Here is an 18191-nt window from a genome sequence, read left to right on the forward strand (position 1 = left end):
GTCGACGATGGTGCGGAACTTCGGCTGAGCTGCCGCAATTGGATCTGAGGCAACGTCGGAGGCCATGACGGGCATTCCCGAGCTAATGATTATCCTGGTGTGCACGTCGATGATCGGATTTCTACGGCGCTGGTGGGACCGCCTGATCCAAAGTGCTTGGATGGTGGCCGGACCTCTCGATCCGTTAGACCTGTACCGGGGAATGACTGCCCGGCGATTCCCGCTGACCTGCGTGCTACGTTACACCACCGTTGCGAAGAACGAGCCCCCGAAATGGTTGGCGTCTTGAAGATTAGGAGCACTCCACATGTGGGACAGCTTTGAATGAAGGTTCGGTTTCGTGCCAACGAAGTAGGCGGGGAACTCAATTCTCAGTTTTTCGCCGGCCAAGAGCCAACACGCCAGCAGATACTGCTCGCTGAAATACCAATCCAGCCACGCCGGCGGATAGTCATCAGGAATGAAGATGTCGTGAATGCCAAACATGGTGCCGGGCTTGAGCCGTGGCAAGATCTCTGTGAAGAATACGGTCACGTCGCTGTTTTGAAAGGCTCTGTGGCTGCCGTCGAAAAAGACGAAAACGTCTGACTCCAACCCTTCGAAAAAGCCAATGTCCACATCCTCAAGCGACTTGCGTATGACCTCGTCGCAAATCGCATCGACCTCAGCGCGCGGTGCTGGGTCAATCGACGTGATCGTTGTGTTAAGCCCATGATCCTTGATCGCTCGCCTGGCAAATTTGGTCGAGAATCCTGACCCAATCTCAAGGAACCTGCGAGGGCGCCGGTGCGCAATCAGGCCGTATAACGCGATAGCGTCAAGTGCAGGAAAGGCCAGGTTTTGCCAGTTCGGCTCCGCTGCATCCTCGACTGGGTGAGGTGGGATCGTCAACATCGGCTCTATCAATGGAAGAAGAGTCTCGATTTGCGTCTCGTAGCGTGAGGTGCCAGCTTCGAGCACCTTCAGCGTCAGCGGATCCGGAGAGTTTCCGTAACCGAAACGCGCTCTCGGGTTCACCGGGAAATCGATCTCAATGAGCTGTTTGCGCATTTTCAAATAGTTCCAGTGCGCGTACCTCTCCCCGATATCGGCACTCGGAAACGTCGCAAGTTCGGAGGACGGGGCTTGGCTCAGCGAGAGCTCTGCAATCAACGCGGTTAGGCGAGAGATTTCTGAATTAGCCATGTCGCGCTCATAACTGGACTTAAGCGCTGCATCATGAAGTCGCCGAATTGGCGGTACCATGCGGCCAATTGCTCGAAGCGATTCTTTGAACATCAATTCCCCCAGTGGATGCGCACACGGTAGCTGAGCGCTACTGATGAGCATGGGTGATGCTCAGGTACAAGCCCGTAAATGGCGCGCGGCTCGCCGCGACAGTCCACCATCAACGTTGGGCCGGCCGAAACGAATCAACCGGATTGGCTACGAGTGAGCGGCTGGCTGCACATCTATTGCGGAAATCATCGGCTATTGCGCGGACGGTGGTGGCGGAGCAACTGGCACCGCGAACTCCGTCGGTTCAGCTGGCGGAGGCGGCGAGTTCGCCGTAACATTCGGTACGAATTACACCGTTCTCGTCGGTGTTGGCAGGACCGGTGGCATTATCGCCCCACAAGCCGCGGAGCCGGGGGGCACGTCAGCGTTCGGAGCCGTGATATCCGCGATCGGTGACGGAGGTGTATCCTTCGAAGGGCGCCATCCAAGAAGGCTCGGGCGATTCGGGAGGTTTGGGCAGCATCATCGCGCGGCCCGAAGTGGGCGGCGGCATCGCATATGCGGTGGCGTGGGCCAATATGTGCTTGCGCAGGGCGATCCGTCGTTCACTCCGAATTTCACCTACACGATCACGGCGGCCGTGGCGTCCAATGGCGCTCCCGGCGCCTCCTTCGAGTGGCGGCGCATCCGGCAGCGCCTTGAGCGGAAACGGAGGCTTCGGCGCTCAAGGTCAGGTCATTCTTGGATATTGATTGAGGGATTGTCATGGCGCGCTTCGCACGCATCGCAGACGGTCGCGTGGCCGTGATCATGAACTTGATGGCGTCGCAATAGAGCACGCTTTCCATTCGGATGTCGCGGTGACGATTCTCGCTGCTGACGCGACGGCCGAAGTGGGCTGGTCCTTCGCCGCCGGTGCGTTCTCGCCTCCACTGCCGGCTCCGCTTGCGTCCAAGGTCGAACTGACCGTCTATGCCCCCGATCGGGGTTGGCAGCTAGATGTGGTTTCCAAGAAGGTCGTTCAGTTTTGTCCATGGCGGCTTTCCGCCGAGGGGAGAGTGTGGTCGAGAGAGATTGTAGTCAGTTGCCCATTGTCTGATGGCGGCGTGGCGCGCGGCGAACTCTCATAGGGGCTTGCATATGCCCATTCGCGTAGGCTGGTCTGGATGAAGCGTTCGGCCTTGCCGTTGGTTCGTGGGGTATGGGGCCGCGTGCGGACATTGCAAGCACTTGCCTTTGCGAAGCCGTGCGGCCCGAGACGCCCGCCTGCATCGCAGCCGCCATGACGGACCAGCCTCTTCAACCCCCTTTGCCAGTAGGCCTCGACCGCAAGGCGCCAAACGGGCATTCTTGTGCATGTTCATCCGTGATCTCCTGGGCAGGAGTTGGAGCTTCGCAACCCCGACCTCTCAGCGCCGGCCTGGATGAACAACCTTCATAGCTTCGACAGATAGAGCAGGGGGCACGAGCCGTAACGGCCGATTCATACGGATGATCGCAGCCGGGGTAAGTACATCTGCGAACTGCAGTCCATCGCGCACAATATCCGCGTTGACCCGATCCGTGGAAGTTTGCGGATGGCACCTTCCGGCCAGTGAGCAACGAGGATTTCCCGCAGTTCGCCATCGCAACGCGGGAATACGCCGGGTCGGTGTTTCTCATCGAGGTATCGCGGTGGCGCAGATCGAGGCGGAAGAGGTCGCGACGTGCCCACAGATGAGCTGCCACTTTAGTTCACGATAGAGCCTGGAAAAGGAGAGATACTGTAATCTCCGAGATTTACTCGATGGTTGCGCACGACTAATTTGATGCCTCAAACTGGGGGCATGGACGGGTTTGCTGCATTTCGACCGCGGCCGTTGACGGACGACTATTTTGGTCGCGAACTTCAGCGCGTCGCACCTAACTCAATGGTGGCGGCAGAGTTTCTGGGCGTGCCATTGGTGCAGATTGGCAAATGGAGCAGCGGCCGTGATCCTGAGCCCGCAATGGCGAAGCATCTACTGCTGAATTATCTACCCTCAGGACAGGTCAAGAAAATCTAAATGTTAAGTCGTAACCGTAGCCTCGATGGACTTCGAGGAGTGGCAGTAATTTTGACTTTCTTGGTCCACTTTTGTGGGACCTATATGGCGACCTTTCGAGGAGGGAACCCTAATGTTGTCCGTTTCGGCGAGTGGGTGAATCTATATGATCGGCTACTTTACTGGCTCTTTCACTCTCACCACGGCGTGTACATCTTCTTTATGCTAAGTGGCTTTCTCATTTGCCGCATAGCGATCAAGCCTTCCTTCAAATATGTTGGGTTCGTTGGGAAACGGCTGGTCCGCGTCTATCCGGCGTTCCTGCTCGCGATGGCCATCTGTGCTGCGCTGGGCCCGTTCCTGCTGATCCCTCTACCGACATGGCAGGCAATCGGTCTGAACTTGCTCTTCCTGAACGGCATATCCCAGCATGTCCCAGGCATCGTGTTCAACAACGTCACGTGGTCTCTATTCTATGAGATGACGTTTTATCTGACCTTCCCTCTCGTTGTGATAACAGCGCGGCGGTGCGGTGTTCCTCTTATCCCCGCAATTATTTTTGCCGGGCTGGTGATTGCGTATGCCCCTGGCTTGGCAGGGTTCTATGCCGAGTTCTTCGTGTTCCTGTTCGCTGGGGCGCTGGTCGCTGCTCTCAGCCGTACTGGGGTCGAGGCCGTAGCAGCGGCCTTCCCGGACTTTTCTATCGTCGCCCTTTACCTGCTGGCAACTAGCTTCTTTACCGTTGGCCTGCTGACGACCTCGCAGTTCGTTTGGATATTCGCAGGGTGTGGGGTGATTATCCTTTGCAAAGCGATCGAAGGGGAGAGCGTGATGGCCCGGGCGTTAGCCTGGAGGCCTCTGTCCGAGCTCGGTCGCATCTCTTACTCGTTCTATTTGCTTCATTCGGTTGCTATTAGCATGGTGTTCAAGACATGGTGGCTGTTGTACATTCACCGCGTGGGCGCTGTCGCCAATGCAATCTATCTCGGGACGTTGGCCTTTATTTGTTCCGCCCTATTGGCTTGGTTTTCATACCAGGTAGCAGAGCGATTTTACTTCAAAAATCACGCTCCTGTCGACATTTGAGCTGCTGATCCGGCTTGGCAGCAATTTCAACTATTTCAGATCAAATAACCTACTTTCGGCGGCTTTTTCATTTCAGGAATCGACATGGACAAAATCGTTCCCGCCGGAGCGGCGCTTGTGTTCGACTTTATAGGCGGCATTGAAACGTAGGCGATGGCCCGATCGCACCTTCTTTGCGGGGGATGGGGCTCACTCTGACGATTCTGATTTGGAGGATCGCCTTGTGTCTAGTGGAGCGTCAACCGGTTGTCGTTGTCGAGAGCGAGTCTGCTGATGGGCGTTTTGGTTTGGATTCCGCCGTGGGAGGGCGATGCCAGTTGTAGTGATGGAGCCAGCGCGGCAGCTCTTCGGTTCTGCGATCTGAGTGGGTATAAGGTCTGGAGTAGGCCCATTCGCGTAGCGCCGTCTGGATGAAACGTCCGGCCTTGCCGGTGGTCCTGGATGTGTAGGCCCAGGGGAGCAGATCGTCGACATCCAGGACGAGATCTGCCCCTGTTGCCGAGGCGTGCTTCATGCCATCGGCAAAGATCTGTCCGAACGCCTCGACGTCGTGCCCGCCCAGTTCCGTGTGATCTTAACGAGTCAGCCGAAATACGCCTGCCGGGCCTGCGAGGAAGTGTGGTGCAGGCGCCGGCGCCCACCCGCCTCGTCGAGGGCGGCATCCCGACGGACGCCACGGTTGCCCATGTCCTCGTCTCGAACTACGCTGACCACCTTCCGCTCTACCGTCGGGCCCAGATCTATGCCCGACAAGGCGTGAACCTGGATCGATCGAACTTGGCCGATCGGTTCGGCAAGGCCGCTTTCCTCTTGCGGCCCGACCAAGACCGGCCAGCTCTTCGCCTATGCCCGCAACGACAGGCGTTGGTGCGGATCGGAGCCGCCTGGCGTGGTCTATTTCTACGCGCCGGACCGCAAGGCCGAGTAGGCGATCCGGCATGTCGCCGGCTTAGTTGGCACGCTCCAGGTCGCTGGCTACAAGATCCTGGCCGAGCGCAGCGCGGTGAGCCTGGCGTTCTGCTGGACCCACGCCGGTGCAGGTTCTACGAGCTCGCCCAATCCGGGCCGGGGCCGATCGCAATGGAAGCACTCGCGCGCATCGCGGCGCTCTACCAGGTCGAGGGTGAAATCCGCGGTCGCCCGGCCGAGGAACGTCATGCCGCCCGGTAGGCCAGGAGCCGCCCCCTCGTCGCAGGGCTGGAGCCGTGGCTCAAGGAGAAGCTCGCCCTCGTCAGCTAGGAGAGCAACCACGTCTCGTTCTGGCAACGGTGCGCAGTGACCCCGCATGTCGGCTCCGGATAACGATGCCTGGCATCGGGTCGATCGCTGCGCTGACTTTTCGCTCCACCGTTGATGATCCCGGGCGCCTTTTGTACTCCCGATCCGTGGGGCCTATCTCGGACTGACACCCCCGGCGATAGCAATCGGGCGAGATTGACCGGGGTGGGTCGGATCACAAAGGTTGGCAATACTGAGACCCGAGCGGCCCTTTTCGAGACTGCCAACGTCATTCTCAGGCCCTCAACCCGATGGTCTCCTATGAAGGCGTGGGCTGTGTGTGTTGCAGAGCGGCAAGGGACCACGCGGGCGAAAGTCGTTTTGGCCAGGAAGATGGCCGTCGTCCTGCATCGGATGTGGGTCGATCGAACTGATTTCCGATGGACGGCGTCGGCATAGAAGCGCCAACGCCGTCCTCACAGGCGTTCGTCGCGGGGCGTGGGATGGTCGAGTTCGCATGATCCGCCGTGGCGTACACCTTTGAGCGGACGACTACGCCGAAGAGCTTGAACCGACCATCCAACCGAATCCCATCATGTGGCGGCTTCGCCGACCACGGATAGAAGCAAGGAACCCGCGGCGCTCGGCCCCAAGAAGGATTGACGGAGGCGGACCGAATACAGAAGCAGATCATCGCGATCTTGAAGGAACAGGAGTCCGGGATCTCGGTAGCCGACCTGTGCCGCAAGCACGGTGTGAGCGATGCCAGCATCTACAAGTGGAAAGCGAAGTTTGGCGCGATGGACGTGTTCGAGGCCGAGCGTCTTCGAACGCTGGAGGACGAAACGCGGGCTGGCCGATGCGATGCTGGACAACGTCGCGCTGAAAGACCTGCTGGGAAAGAAGTCGTGACGCCCACCGCCGAGCGGAAATGCGCTAAGCCGCCGCGCATCTCGTGGCGCATCACGCGATGAGCGAACTGTGGGCGTGTAAAGCCATTGGCTAATGAGCATCCGATAACAATCCACCCGTCCCGACGATCGCACTCTTCGCGAGCAGATGACCGAGATCGCCGAGGAACGGCGGCGCTTCAACTATCGGGCCGAGGACGACCCGGGTTGACCAAGGCTCGGAGTTCGTCTCCTGCGACCTCGATTTGTGGGCCTGCGTGAAAGGTCCAGGGCGTTTCGGGGGGGCAACATCACCGTCTTTTCAATGCGATTAGCCGCGGCATGACCCGCTCCAGAGCTTGCAACTTGCCACTGCGCTTGCGGTGCGAGCAGCCGCGCCGTCCGGTTCGTTACAAACCGCGCTTAAGCTGCAGGGCCAATTCTGCTTCGATCTCGCGCGCGATCGGCTCTCTATAATGGGTCCGATCGAAAAAATTCCGCGGATCCGTTGTCATGACATTAGTACTCCTCCCGTCAATTAAGATTCCACCCTTGCGAGATTTGATGAAATCTCTCATTGCGCGCTTGCACGATTCTTCAGAGATCAATTCCTGACCTCCCTTGGGGAGGGTGTCAGCCCAAACTGGAAGCAATACCAGAGCCACGGCTGTATGATTGGATGCGGACTTTAGCGTCTCGCCCAACATTTTGAGGGATGGATATTCGCCCGAGAGATTGATCGAACTTATCCAGGGCTTTGAAAGCTCTGCAAGTACCTTTTCTTTGTCCCATATGAAGTCGAGTTCCAGATCCCAGAAACCACGAGGGTTTGGCGGTCGAGCGACTGTCTTTGATGGTGCCCAAAAGCGTTGAAATGCTTGCTCTAAACCGTCGTATCGAAATGCGCTGGCGGCATATGCAATCGGACTTTCGTCAATAAGCCAAGTCGGCTGCGGCGGCTCTTCCATGTATCGAGGTGTGGTTCGACACCAAACATCGTCAATCCCAATGATGATAGCTCTAGGCGGAGTTTCTCGGTGAGTAAGAAACCATTTCAATACGGATAACTCTGGCGCGACCGAAGCGCCGGGTAACGTCAAAGCAACAAATTCAAGACCGGTGTATTCCGAGAGCCGCTGAGGCGATAACGGGGCAACGTGGGAATTCCCAATAATCACCCCGTTGAATTGCGGGTTTCTGCCAAGACTTGCTACGGCCATCCGATTCGATATGGCTGATAATGAACGCTTTGGGAGCAATGCGAAGCGTCCAGTATCGTATGGATCGACAAATAGAACGAACAACCACAAACAAAAGGTTGTTATTATTATTGTGGCGATAATTTCAGCGTTGAATGTTCGCCAAGTTCGCATTTTGGGTCTCCGCGTATGGCCTTTTAATTCAGCCGGTGAGCAAAGCAACTCCACTAATGCGAACGTCGGCCGCCTTTCTTCTGATCCGAGACCATTTGCTGGAGCGCCGGAGGTTGGAGTTTCCGGCCTTCAATCACGGCGGTGAGCTGGGTGCTCCGCCGGGATTCTGCAGCAGGATCGGTGGCTTGTTGCCGATGGCCCCGTGCGGCCGATCCTCGTTATAGTATCTGAGCCAAGCCTCCATCTTTTCGGCCGCATCCGCAAGCGTCAGGAACCAGTGGGTGTTCAGGCACTCGCTGCGAAAGCGGCCGTTGAACGCTTCGATGAAGGCATTGTCCGTCGGCTTTCCCGGACGCGAGAAGTCCAAAGTGACGCCCTCGGCATAGGCCCACAGGTCGAGGTCGCGGCTGACGAACTCGGAGCCCTGATCGACCCGGATCGTCTTCGGATAGCCCAGTTTCGCACAGACCTTTTCCAAGGTGGCGACGACATCCTCGGCCCGGTAGCTGAAGCGCGGATCATCGACATGGCTATGCGCATGCTGAAGCCCGGCGCTTCAGCGTTCTTCTTCGAGCCGTTTGAGGCTGGCAACGCGATCCTGCGATTGATCTGCCAGGAGATTACGCGCGAAGCGAAATACCGCGGCGAGCGGGGGAGAGCGCTCGAATTCGCCGAGTAGCAGATTGCGGAGCTTGAGCCTCAGATTTTCCGGCAGTCCACCGATGGCCGGCGCAACCGCGGCGATAAGTGGGCCTTCCCTCGATCGGTCCTTCAGGATCTGGCGGATAAGGCCGGGGCGGAGTTGCGAGTGTATCCGATCCACGACAATGACGGTCAGTTCAGGAGACACTTCGCGTATCAAATGAAGGCTTATCGGGAAATGGAGGAATCCGAGCTGCCTGAATGGGCGTGGGGTATTTTCGATCGTTACGATCGCAGTACTTTTTCGGCCGACCAGCTTCGCGATCTCCCGATGGCCGGCTGCGCAATATTCACTAAGCCATAACCTCGAAGGAACGGGCATTAGCTCGCACCCAATAGCCGCCCTTCGAGGCGGCTTTATCACACGCGACCGTGAGGGTGCCGATCGAGGATACGACCACCACCACGGCCGAGATCGACGCGGCCTTCGGCTGAGGGGTCTTTACCGATCTCTGGCGCCGGTCTGCCCCTTTGTGGCTGTCGCCGGAGCCGGCGATGATTCGATCAGGCTGCCAAGGAGCATGTCGTCGAACGGCTTGGTCTGGCCGAAATGCGGATCAAAGGGCTTCGCGATGTCGGAGCGGCGTTCTTCGCCGGGCTTTCTTGATTTTTGGGCCACGTTTCGCCTCTGAAGATAAGTCCGTATTTTCGGCCGGACCATTCTGCAAAGTGCGGCTTTGCGCGGATTCTCGCCCAGTCGCAAGTCACCGCGCACTCTTTTCCCCCTCAAAGCATCTGGCCGCCTTCGGGGCGGCCATTTTCAATTCTGGAGAATTTCCATGAACAATCCGAAGCCGGCCGACGGGCCTGTCACGCTGCCGGATGGCGGCGAAGATCTAGAAAGCTAGTCGCGCCAATGGCTGATATGAAGGCGCGGGCCAATATCGAGGCCGTCGACAAGACGGGTAAGACGTTCAGCGATATCGCTGGCAAGATGAAGGCGGTTGACAAAGCCGCTGCTGCGCTTGGCAAGGCCAAGGGCATGAAGGGGATGGCGCAGCAGGTTGACGCTGTCGCGAAGTCGCTGACGAAGGTGAGTGCGATCGACGCATTCCGAGGGTCGCAGGCTTCTTTCGCCGCGGCGCGCACGACCTTTAGAGAGGCGCAGGCCAACGTCTCGCGCCTGGCTGCGGAAATGGCTCGGGCAAAGGCCCCGACCGCGGCTCTGTCGCGAGAGTTCGCCAAGGCACAGCGCGAAGTCCGCGCCGCCTCGACGGCGTTCGAAGCGCAAAAATCTGCCCTGATCGGCAACAAGCGTGCGCTCGAGCAGACCGGCGTCTCACTCTCCAAACTGGTGGCACAGGAGAGGGGGCCTTCGCGCCGCAACGATGCAGACGACCGCCGCACTCGAACGGCGCCAGGCTGCGCTGCTGCGCTCTCAGGGGCGTCGGGATGCTGCGGGCAATCTGCTCGCGATGGGCGGCCTGGCGGTAGGCGCGGGCGCTAAGAGCGTCGGCAAAAAGTCGGTTGTCTCCATTGCCGAATTTGATATTGCCTCGCGCAAGCAGCGCGAATTCACCGATATCAGTGACGCTACGCAACGCAAGGGGCTGTTGCCGCAAGCCAAAAGGATCGACCAGGACACGCAGTTTAGTAACCTAGACATTGTCAAGGCGCAGACCAAGGCAATGCAGGGGCTGCCGTCCACATAAAGGCCGAGGTCGGCGAAGGCATCATCGAGAACGTCAAGAATTACGCTCTCGTCATGGAAGCCGACATGGAGCAGGCCGCGGAGGCTATCCGCAGTTACTTGCAGTCGACCGGCAAGGACATCAGCACGAAGGAAAAGGCGCTTTTCGAGGCCAACAAGGCGACCAACCAGTTGGTCAAAATGGCCAATCTCGGCGGCATGTCCAACAAGTATATCAAATACGCAGCCGCCTCCGGCACGGCTGCGGGGCTCACGCCCGAAAGCATGATGTCGATCGCGGCTGTGGCCCGGCGCGCTAGTCTCCGCGGCGACGAGGCCGGCACGTTTATGCGGTCGACGGCGTCAAAACTTGTCGCTCCGACCAAGGACGGGCTCGCCGCGCTGAACGCTGCAGGCATCGATCACAACAAGTTCGTTCGTATGCCGAGCGCACTGGACGTCAACGGGCTACAGGGCCAGTTCCGGAACGGGATGGGCCTGAACTTCACGCCCGAGACGCGTGCCAATCTGGAAAAGGTCTTGGCGGATAGGAGCCTGATCGGCGACCGGGGCAAGTTCACGACCGCCGTTACCGAGGCGATCGAAGGGCAGATGCCCAAGACCAAGAAAGGTACGATGAAGCCGGCCGATCGCGTCAACGTCGCAAAGGCCGCCGGCAAGTTTCATCAGATGTCTGCGGAGTCGGTCGACGCCGAAGGGCTTCTCGACGCGGTCATGCAGTCCAAAATGACGCTGGCTCAGCTAAACGACTTCCTGACCAACAAGCACGGCGGCAAGGGCGCGATCACAGCGGCCCAGCGCGAGGAATACGTCGCCAGCCGGAAAGGGCTGAACAAGACCGGAGACGACCCGAACTTCGCCAAGAACAAAGCCGACTCGATTATGGCCGGCGTGGGTGGCTCGTATGAGCAGGCGAAGGGCGCAATCGACAACTTCGTTCTGTCTATTGGTGAGGCGAACAAGGGCCTGATTAAGTTCGGCCCGGACGGGTTTTCGACCGTCCTCGATTCCTTTGGGAAGCTGTCCACCGAAGGCCAGCAAGCAGCGACGGCCGTGGCTGCGGCTGGAGCGGCCTACGGCGCTGGTGTCGGAGCCCTTAAGCTGTCTGGCGTCCTTACCGGCGGCGCTGCCCTGTCGGGCTCAGCGGCAGCCCTAGACGCGTCAGCCGCGGCACTCACCGCAGCGGCGGCGAAACTAGCGGGCGGTTCTGCGGTCCCCGAGGCAGTCAAAAAGACCGTGCCTCTGGCGGCGGCGGGTATGACAGCGGCAGGCGCCGCGAGCGTTGCGGCTATCGCCGCCGGCGCCGCGATCATTGTGAACGACTACAAGCCCGCGCAGCCCGGCGTGACCAAGGCGACCGCGCAGCCCAGGCAAGAGCACGACGACGCACGTTCACGCCGTCGGGCCTTTGACGCAAAGCTTCGCGCCGAAACCCAAGCGGTCAAGGCGACGGTCGAGGGACCGGTCACGGCCACGCTGGAAGGGCAGGCCAACGTCAATGTCAGCGTCAAAGTCGATGGTCGCACGGTCACGGGCATGTCGTCGACATCGTCCGGCAACGTCAAAGCGTCCGTCGGAACTTCGATGGGCCATCTGGTAAATCGATGAGATTGGCGGCCTTCCGGCCGTCATGACCCGCCCGTGCGACGTCGGATGTACACGCGCACGGGCGGGCTACTGACATTGACGGTGCGCGCTGTCATCCCGATATCATGAAGATCGCTTATGCGGAGGCTGACGGACTCTTGGCAGGGGAAAATGCCCATGTCGGATCAGCTTATCGCGATAGCCCCGGACGTCGGACGCGCGGCCCACTACGCCGTCAACCTCGCGCTGGACGCCGACACGCTCAACGAGCAATTGTTCGGCGTCGGCATTTGGCTCGCCGAACGGCACATACCTCACCAAGCTAAAGTCAGCATGCAGCCTGACCGGCTCCGCATTCGCGTCAGTTTTTCTGAAAAGCGCCAGGCTCACGCGTTTCATCTAAAATTTGGCGGTGAGATCGCCAACGATTGAGTGTGGGCGGACCTACTGCCCCGCCCGCGCTGCCTCGGATGTACCGCACACGGGCGGGGTTTAGTCAGCCGGGATGAAGGAGACGCTGTTCTGATCACGGGAACAAAGGGCGCTCTGGCGCGCCGCAACTAACCGGTTCCCTTGTCTCCAGCCGCTGCGGCCAACTTCCGAAGATCTTTGGCGCGCGCAAGCATCAAAGTGGCAACCCAACGCTCGAGCTGAGCAATCCGTGCTTCGATCGGAATTGGACTCCGCTTGGCCGCATCGACCGCAATCTGGATTGACTTCTCAATATCATCGGCCTCGGCGATCAGCTCATCTTTGGTGGGTGACACGATAGCCTCCTCCGATTGCGCGTTGATCATCCCTCACTTTTGCATCGCGCGCTATCTGCGCCAGCTCTGTCAACTCACGGCCGAGCCGATGAAGCGCTTCCGGTGACGAGAAACCGCGTCGTTCAGGCACCCTCATAGACGAACGGGCTGGCAAAATCGGCGAAACCGGGCAGCTTTGCGTCCTTCTCGGAAAGCGTCGTGGCCCCGGACACCACCGGCCAGTTGATGGCAAGTGCCGGATCAGCCCAGAACAACCCACCCTCGCCCTGCGGCGCATAGGGCGCGTCGACCTTGTAGGCGACCTCCGTACCGGCCTCGAACGCGACGAACACCTTGCGCGGTGGATCGAGTTGGTGGAGGCGAGAGACGGTAATGCGTCGCAACTTGCGACGCATAGGAAGCGGGGACAGAAGCCCGAGGGTATCAACTTAGCGGCCCGTGAGTTGGGTATGGCCAAGGACGACGCGCATCCGGGACTTGGGCTGTACGTGCACCGGGTGGAGGGGTTTGCATCGCCTTCACGGTGTACGGCGCATCGTGGGTAATCGTGACGTCGCTCTTGGCAGCGAGCGTGAAAACTAAGCGGCTTTCGCGGTCAGCCGGCGAAGTCACTATCCCGATGCTGTCGGGATAGTCTTCCATTTTTAAGTAGGTGTCCCATGGCCCGGGACCGTATGCGGCATTGCCATACTCATCGCCGGGGCCGGTATCTACAAATGGCGCAACCTTCGTGTTTGGGCTCACCACACGAACGGACCCGACGAGCCAATGCTCCGCGCCCGGCCCCGCGACCTTAAAGCGCGTTGGGACGGAACTGCGCCCATCATCGAGATAAGACACACCCTCTACCCGCGGGGATAGGACGCGGGCTGCTCTGCGGCTCGCGGCAAAGCCGACGAGGGCGACGACAACACCGATTACCGCGACAAGCGCGCTTAAAGCTCCCCAAGCCATGCAGCACCGTCACGCAACGTCCAGGCACGGTCAAGGGGTGGGGTCTCCCGCGATCGTCGACATGGCTGTCGCGTTTAAGAACGAGATCGAAATACACAAATTGCAACGATATTAAGTATTGCAACATTTTATATTTGAAACTACGTTTGACGTAATAAATATTTGACAAATGATCGTGGAAGTTTTATTGTTTTTGCCTTCAGTTATCACTTGATGAATCGCTTTTGATTGGCAGTTATATCTACGTAACATTTGGATTGATGGAGAAATTACTATACCTTCGAATATGGATGCGCTGGAGGTTTGCTCGGTTAATTGCGTAATCAATCAGGCCCTCTGTGGGCCGCTGCCGATGGGTGGTCTGCCCCCTGAAAAGTGGCCCTCCCTGAAGTAGGCTTTCGAGCCTTTGGAGGATGCCCGTGATGCCGCAGAAGAAACATAAGCCTGAAGAGATCGTCGCGAAGCTACGTCAGGTCGACGTGCTGTTGTCCCAGGGGCGCCCAGTCGCGGAAGCGATCCGAACGATCAGTGTGACGGCGTTCACCTATTACCGTTGGCGCAAGGAGTTTGGCGGCCTGAAGTCCGACCAGGTGAAACGGCTCAAGGATCTGGAGAAGGAAAACGAGCGGCTACGGAAGGCTGTCTCGGATCTGACGCTTGAGAAGCTCATTCTCAAGGAGGCTGCCTCGGGAAACTTCTGAGCCCCTCCCGCCGCCGACGCTGCATCGACCACGCCATCATGAAGTTTGGCGTGTCGGAGCGGCTGGCGTGCCGGGTCCTGGGGCAGCATCGGTCTACGCAACGCAGGGTGCCGGTGGGACGGAGCGACGAGGCAGCGCTGACAGCCGACATCGTCGAGCTTGCGACCCAGTATGGCCGCTATGGCTATCGCCGGATCGCAGCGATGCTGCGTTCGTCAGGCTGGGCCGTGAACGTCAAACGTGTCGAGAGGATCTGGCGGCGCGAAGGGCTCAAGGTCCCTGCAAAGCAACCGAAGAAGGGCCGCTTATGGTTGAACGATGGATCCTGCGTTCGGCTACGACCGGAGTGTCCCAACCATGTCTGGTCCTACGACTTTGTGGAGGATCGCACCCACGATGGCCGCAAGTTCCGCATGTTGAACGTGATCGACGAGTTTACCCGGGAATGCATCGCGATCCGGATAGACCGGAAGCTCAAGTCCACCGATGTCATTGACGTCTTGTCGGACCTCTTCGTCCTGCGCGGCGTGCCGGGGAATGTTCGTTCGGACAATGGTCCCGAGTTCGCCGCCAAAGCGGTGCGGGAGTGGATCACAGCGGTCGGCGCGAAGACGGCCTTCATCGAGCCAGGCTCGCCTTGGGAGAACGGCTATTGCGAGAGCTTCAACTCCAAGCTTCGCGACGAGCTCCTCAACGGCGAGATCTTCTACAGCCTCGCCGAGGCAAAAGCCGTCATCGAAAGCTGGCGAAAGCACTACAACACCGTGCGGCCCCACTCATCGCTCGGATACAGGGCTCCGGTACCGGCCGCCATTATGCCGCCGCCAAATCCATCTCAGACATGGCCGCAAAGCCGACCATGCATTAGACTGAAACCGGGCCACCCAATGGGGGCAGACCACGAGGGGCGCCAGATCCGGCTGAGTTACTGCCTAGAGCACCGCGAGCCCGATTTGGAGGCGGCGATCTTCGGCCAGCGCGACTTTGCCGCACTTCGGCTGGCCATGGGCGTTCCAAATCCGGAGCGCGCCTTGGATCTGCGCTAAAAGTCGTTCGATGTGACGATGGGCGTGCGGACGAACAAGCAGACAGGCAAGCCGGAGAGCGTGGTTCGGGAATACGTGTTCGGGAGGGTGCAACCCTCACCATCCGAACAGATCTGCTGTTGGCCGCACTCGACGCCCACGAGCCCAGAGCCCTCCTAGACGGGCGCGAGGTGGGAAAGTTAGTCGAGGCCGCTGGTGTCCACCCAAGCCCCGACGGCGCTGAAGCTTTCGACGGACTGGCAGCGGCCGGTTTCAAGCGTGCCGAGTGCGAGGCGATCGTCGCCATTGTTAGGGAAATGCGGCGCGTCCAAAGCTAGGCGAGCCGCATGGCGCGTGTTGCAGCGTGTTGCATGGACTTAATTGCAACACGCGAAAACAGGCGGAATCTGCGGAAATGTTGCAACGTGTTGCATGGGTAGCGAGGCTCTGGTTTAGCCTCGAAATTCGCTAAGTCTTTGATTTTCTCAGCTAAAAATTGGTAGCGGGAGAGGAACTTGGAATATCTATATAACTATCTGATATATATATTTTATTCCACGTTTTTATTTCTAAAAGGCCAACATAAAGGCCAACTTTTCCATTCGCTCCTTGCCTCATGCCCCGGACCCTAGCCCTACATTTTGGGTCTGGCTGTTATCCACAAGACGATCGAAGTGAGACATTAAAACCCCGTCTCTTTGAACAACTCTGCCGTTGCCGGATCGTCGTCTCCCACGCCGGTCTTGTTCATTTGCGCCGTAACTCGCGCAGCTACCGCGGGGCTGCATCACCGGTTCCTTACCGTCATCGGGAGCTGGGTAGCAACGATCTCGTGCCAAGCGAGGGCTTGGCTGATCAGCATTGCAAGCGCACGCCCCGCCAGAGCGGCTGTGCCGCGCCATCGAACTTCTGCTTGATGCGGTGGTCCTCGCTGAGCGGGATGCGCGGCCGTCGAATATCGTGCGGCTTCCGCCTCGATCGAACGTTTCAAAATCACTTCAGGCTCCAAAGCCTGGAACGTAACCGCTGGAAGGGCGCGGTGGCCTTGCCTGTTTGCAGACATTCCGAAGGTCGCAGGAGGGTGGAGAGCTGACATTGCGGCGCTGCCCGTAAGCAGACACTCCTGCCGGGCTTAGCCGGCAGGAGTGTTCGAAAGCGCGCATACTCGACAGAGACCGGTCAGGACGATGATAGCCGGTGCCGTCGTTGCCTACTGCCCTTCGTGCGACCTCATTGCCGCGTCGATTTTCTCCTTGACCGCAGAGAGGTTGAAAGAGGCGGGTGCTTGCATGGGTGGAAACTCGATGGCGGTTCGTGCCAGGTCGGCGACCCTCTCTTGTACCTCCACGAAACGCCAAAACTCGCGCGCCAAGAATTCGTTCATGTAGCCGCCAGCCGAATTGTTCAGCGTCTCGCCGCGAACCGACGGCGTCCGCTCGAACGGGTCCCATCTAAGGTTGACGATCGTCGGGACATCAGTCGTCACCTTTTCACCGGGCCAGCCATATGGCTGCTGCATGAACTGAAACTTGAAGTCATCGAGACGGATAGCGCCGAGATTTGCCTCGGAGAAGTAGAAGATCTCATGCCGCTTCGACGGGCCGGCAGCGGTCAACAGATCCATCTGGTTGTAGCCGTCCAGATGGTTCTTGTAGCTCCGGTCGCCGAGCTGCACGCCGCGGAGAAGCTGCTCGGTGATATTCGGATTTCCCGCAGCAGCCGCGAGCGTCGGCAGCCAGTCAAGGCCGGAGAAGATGCCGTTCTCGACCGTGCCCGGCTTGATCTTTCCCGGCCAGCGAATGAGGCAGGGCACGCGGAAGCCGCCCTCATACGCGGTCCCCTTGGTGGCGCGGAACGGCGTCATGCCGCCATCGGGCCACGTGAACACTTCCGCGCCATTGTCAGTGCTGAAGATGACGATGGTGTTGTCGGCAACGCCGATATCAGTGAGGTGCTTGAGCAGGTCGCCGACGTCGTCGTCAAGCTGCGACATGCCCGCCTCTTCCAGGCCGAGACCGCTCTCCGGGGTCATCTTCGCCTGATACTTCTGGGACAGATACGTAAAGATGTGCATTCGCGTGGTGTTATGCCAAATGAAGAAAGGCTTTCCGGCCTGCTTCGCCTGGTCCATGAAGCGCTTGCTGTTCTCGACCAGCACAGCGTCGAAGGTCTGCATGTTGTACTTGGCTGGCCGGCCCTTCTGCCAGTTCTGGTGATCGGCGCCCATCTCGGGGAAAGGTGGGAGCGGTCCTTCGTCCACGATCCGCTGTTTGCCGACCTTACCCCAGCGCGGCATCACGGTGGCATCGTCAGTATCGGTCGCGTAGGAATGCACGATGTTGCGCGGCCCGTACTTGTCGATCCAGTCCTGACGATAGCTGAACCAGTATGGGTCCGACATCGCATCGAGATGGTACAGGTAGCCAAAGAATTCGTCGAAGCCGTGCAGTGTCGGCAGGAATTTGTTGAGATCGCCCAAGTGGTTCTTGCCGAACTGCCCAGTGGCATAGCCAAGTGATTTCAAGACGGTCGCGACCGTAACCGACTGTTCGGGCATGCCGACATCAGCGCCCGCCTGCCCGACGGTTGTGAGGCCGGTGCGCAACGGTATCTGTCCGGTAATGAAGTTGGCGCGCCCGGCCGTGCAGCTTGCCTCCGCATAGTAGTCGGTGAAGCGCATGCCCTCCGCGGCTATCCTATCCAGGTTCGGCGTCTTGCCGGCCATGATGCCCTGGTGATAGGCGCCGATGTTGAACCACCCGACATCGTCACCCATGATAAACAGGATGTTCGGCCTTTGCCCCGCCGCGGATTGCGCTTGCGCGGGCTGTGCCTGCGCGGTTTGAACTGATCTGGCGGAGCCAAGCGCCGAAGCGGCGGCAAGCGCGGTGCTGCCAAGCAGCACGTTGCGGCGATCGGGCAGGCTGGTCTCTGGCTTCGAGCCGTTGCCTTCTTCCGGGATGCGCGACATTTGATGCTCCCTCCTCACAAGATA

Annotated in this window: 12 protein-coding genes and 6 pseudogenes; 8 read left to right on the plus strand and 10 right to left on the minus strand. The window is 59.2% G+C overall.

All coding sequences use genetic code 11. The features are described from left to right. Positions 1–240: 240 nt before the first annotated feature. Both BIWAKO_RS16265 and BIWAKO_RS36675 read right to left on the minus strand, forming a co-directional pair. Complete coding sequence (locus BIWAKO_RS16265; RefSeq protein WP_176733334.1) at positions 241–1278, minus strand: class I SAM-dependent methyltransferase; 1038 nt, start codon at positions 1276–1278, stop codon at positions 241–243. A 935-nt stretch (positions 1279–2213) separates the two neighbouring features. Continuing rightward, positions 2214–2440 (minus strand): annotated as a pseudogene (locus tag BIWAKO_RS36675) (integrase core domain-containing protein); the annotation flags it as partial. 637 nt (positions 2441–3077) lie between these two features. On the opposite strand from BIWAKO_RS36675, the gene BIWAKO_RS34845 reads away from it, so the two are divergent. Then, positions 3078–3263, plus strand: coding sequence for a hypothetical protein (locus BIWAKO_RS34845; RefSeq protein WP_141740114.1), 186 nt, complete (start codon positions 3078–3080; stop codon positions 3261–3263). Further along, a complete protein-coding gene (locus BIWAKO_RS16270) occupies positions 3264–4328 on the plus strand; it encodes an acyltransferase family protein (RefSeq protein WP_084651480.1) in 1065 nt (354 codons plus the stop codon). 227 nt (positions 4329–4555) lie between these two features. Here the strand turns inward: BIWAKO_RS16270 and BIWAKO_RS34270 are convergent. Beyond that, positions 4556–4776 (minus strand): annotated as a pseudogene (locus BIWAKO_RS34270) (integrase core domain-containing protein); the annotation flags it as partial. 9 nt (positions 4777–4785) lie between these two features. Here BIWAKO_RS34270 and BIWAKO_RS36680 point away from each other — a divergent pair. Together BIWAKO_RS36680 and BIWAKO_RS34855 are read left to right on the plus strand one after the other, a co-directional pair. Continuing rightward, positions 4786–5564 (plus strand): annotated as a pseudogene (locus BIWAKO_RS36680) (IS66 family transposase); the annotation flags it as partial. Between the two features lie 641 nt (positions 5565–6205). Beyond that, positions 6206–6647: pseudogene (locus tag BIWAKO_RS34855) on the plus strand (transposase); the annotation flags it as partial. Between the two features lie 199 nt (positions 6648–6846). Here BIWAKO_RS34855 and BIWAKO_RS35375 read toward each other — a convergent pair. The 4 genes and pseudogenes from BIWAKO_RS35375 to BIWAKO_RS35385 form a co-directional block, all read right to left on the minus strand. Continuing rightward, positions 6847–7809 (minus strand): hypothetical protein, encoded by a 963-nt coding sequence (locus BIWAKO_RS35375; RefSeq protein WP_141740115.1) that lies wholly within the window; start codon positions 7807–7809, stop codon positions 6847–6849. A 133-nt stretch (positions 7810–7942) separates the two neighbouring features. Then, positions 7943–8329, minus strand: a pseudogene (locus tag BIWAKO_RS16290) (integrase core domain-containing protein); the annotation flags it as partial. 36 nt (positions 8330–8365) lie between these two features. Then, a complete protein-coding gene (locus BIWAKO_RS35380; RefSeq protein WP_141740116.1) occupies positions 8366–8833 on the minus strand; it encodes a hypothetical protein in 468 nt (155 codons plus the stop codon). A gap of 522 nt (positions 8834–9355) precedes the next feature. Further along, positions 9356–9742: a hypothetical protein gene (locus BIWAKO_RS35385; RefSeq protein WP_141740117.1), complete on the minus strand. Its 387-nt coding sequence runs from the start codon at positions 9740–9742 to the stop codon at positions 9356–9358. Positions 9743–9839: 97 nt separating this feature from the next. On the opposite strand from BIWAKO_RS35385, the gene BIWAKO_RS16305 reads away from it, so the two are divergent. The 3 genes from BIWAKO_RS16305 to BIWAKO_RS16315 all read left to right on the plus strand — a co-directional run bounded on the left by BIWAKO_RS16305 (position 9840) and on the right by BIWAKO_RS16315 (position 12181). Then, on the plus strand, positions 9840–10163 hold the full coding sequence (locus BIWAKO_RS16305) for a hypothetical protein (protein ID WP_141740118.1): 324 nt from the start codon (positions 9840–9842) through the stop codon (positions 10161–10163). Between the two features lie 23 nt (positions 10164–10186). After that, positions 10187–11770 carry a phage tail tape measure protein gene (locus tag BIWAKO_RS16310; protein WP_371332187.1) on the plus strand — a complete coding sequence of 528 codons (1584 nt, stop codon included), beginning with the start codon at positions 10187–10189 and terminating at the stop codon, positions 11768–11770. Positions 11771–11926: 156 nt separating this feature from the next. Continuing rightward, positions 11927–12181, plus strand: coding sequence for a hypothetical protein (locus BIWAKO_RS16315; protein ID WP_141740119.1), 255 nt, complete (start codon positions 11927–11929; stop codon positions 12179–12181). A gap of 128 nt (positions 12182–12309) precedes the next feature. Here BIWAKO_RS16315 and BIWAKO_RS16320 read toward each other — a convergent pair whose 3' ends face one another. Both BIWAKO_RS16320 and BIWAKO_RS16325 read right to left on the minus strand, forming a co-directional pair. Beyond that, complete coding sequence (locus BIWAKO_RS16320) at positions 12310–12516, minus strand: hypothetical protein (protein WP_141740120.1); 207 nt, start codon at positions 12514–12516, stop codon at positions 12310–12312. 122 nt (positions 12517–12638) lie between these two features. After that, complete coding sequence (locus BIWAKO_RS16325; RefSeq protein WP_244523463.1) at positions 12639–12899, minus strand: dTDP-4-dehydrorhamnose 3,5-epimerase family protein; 261 nt, start codon at positions 12897–12899, stop codon at positions 12639–12641. Between the two features lie 993 nt (positions 12900–13892). Between BIWAKO_RS16325 and BIWAKO_RS16335 the strand changes: the two are divergent. Next, positions 13893–14995: pseudogene (locus BIWAKO_RS16335) on the plus strand (IS3 family transposase); the annotation flags it as partial. 1411 nt (positions 14996–16406) lie between these two features. On the opposite strand, the gene BIWAKO_RS16345 reads toward BIWAKO_RS16335, so the two are convergent. Continuing rightward, positions 16407–18167: an arylsulfatase gene (locus tag BIWAKO_RS16345; RefSeq protein ID WP_069879549.1), complete on the minus strand. Its 1761-nt coding sequence runs from the start codon at positions 18165–18167 to the stop codon at positions 16407–16409. Positions 18168–18191 lie beyond the last annotated feature (24 nt).

Origin of the sequence: Bosea sp. BIWAKO-01, assembly GCF_001748145.1 — a bacterium.
Classification (GTDB): Bacteria; Pseudomonadota; Alphaproteobacteria; order Rhizobiales; family Beijerinckiaceae; genus Allobosea.

Bases quoted from the DNA above. Each gene is read 5' to 3' on its own strand.
- BIWAKO_RS16315 (WP_141740119.1), top strand. From the start codon at position 11,927: ATGTCGGATCAGCTTATCGCGATAGCCCCGGACGTCGGACGCGCGGCC.
- BIWAKO_RS16265 (WP_176733334.1), bottom strand. From the start codon at position 1,278: ATGTTCAAAGAATCGCTTCGAGCAATTGGCCGCATGGTACCGCCAATT.
- BIWAKO_RS35380 (WP_141740116.1), bottom strand. From the start codon at position 8,833: ATGCCCGTTCCTTCGAGGTTATGGCTTAGTGAATATTGCGCAGCCGGC.
- BIWAKO_RS16345 (WP_069879549.1), bottom strand. From the start codon at position 18,167: ATGTCGCGCATCCCGGAAGAAGGCAACGGCTCGAAGCCAGAGACCAGC.
- BIWAKO_RS16305 (WP_141740118.1), top strand. From the start codon at position 9,840: ATGCAGACGACCGCCGCACTCGAACGGCGCCAGGCTGCGCTGCTGCGC.
- BIWAKO_RS16270 (WP_084651480.1), top strand. From the start codon at position 3,264: ATGTTAAGTCGTAACCGTAGCCTCGATGGACTTCGAGGAGTGGCAGTA.
- BIWAKO_RS35375 (WP_141740115.1), bottom strand. From the start codon at position 7,809: ATGCGAACTTGGCGAACATTCAACGCTGAAATTATCGCCACAATAATA.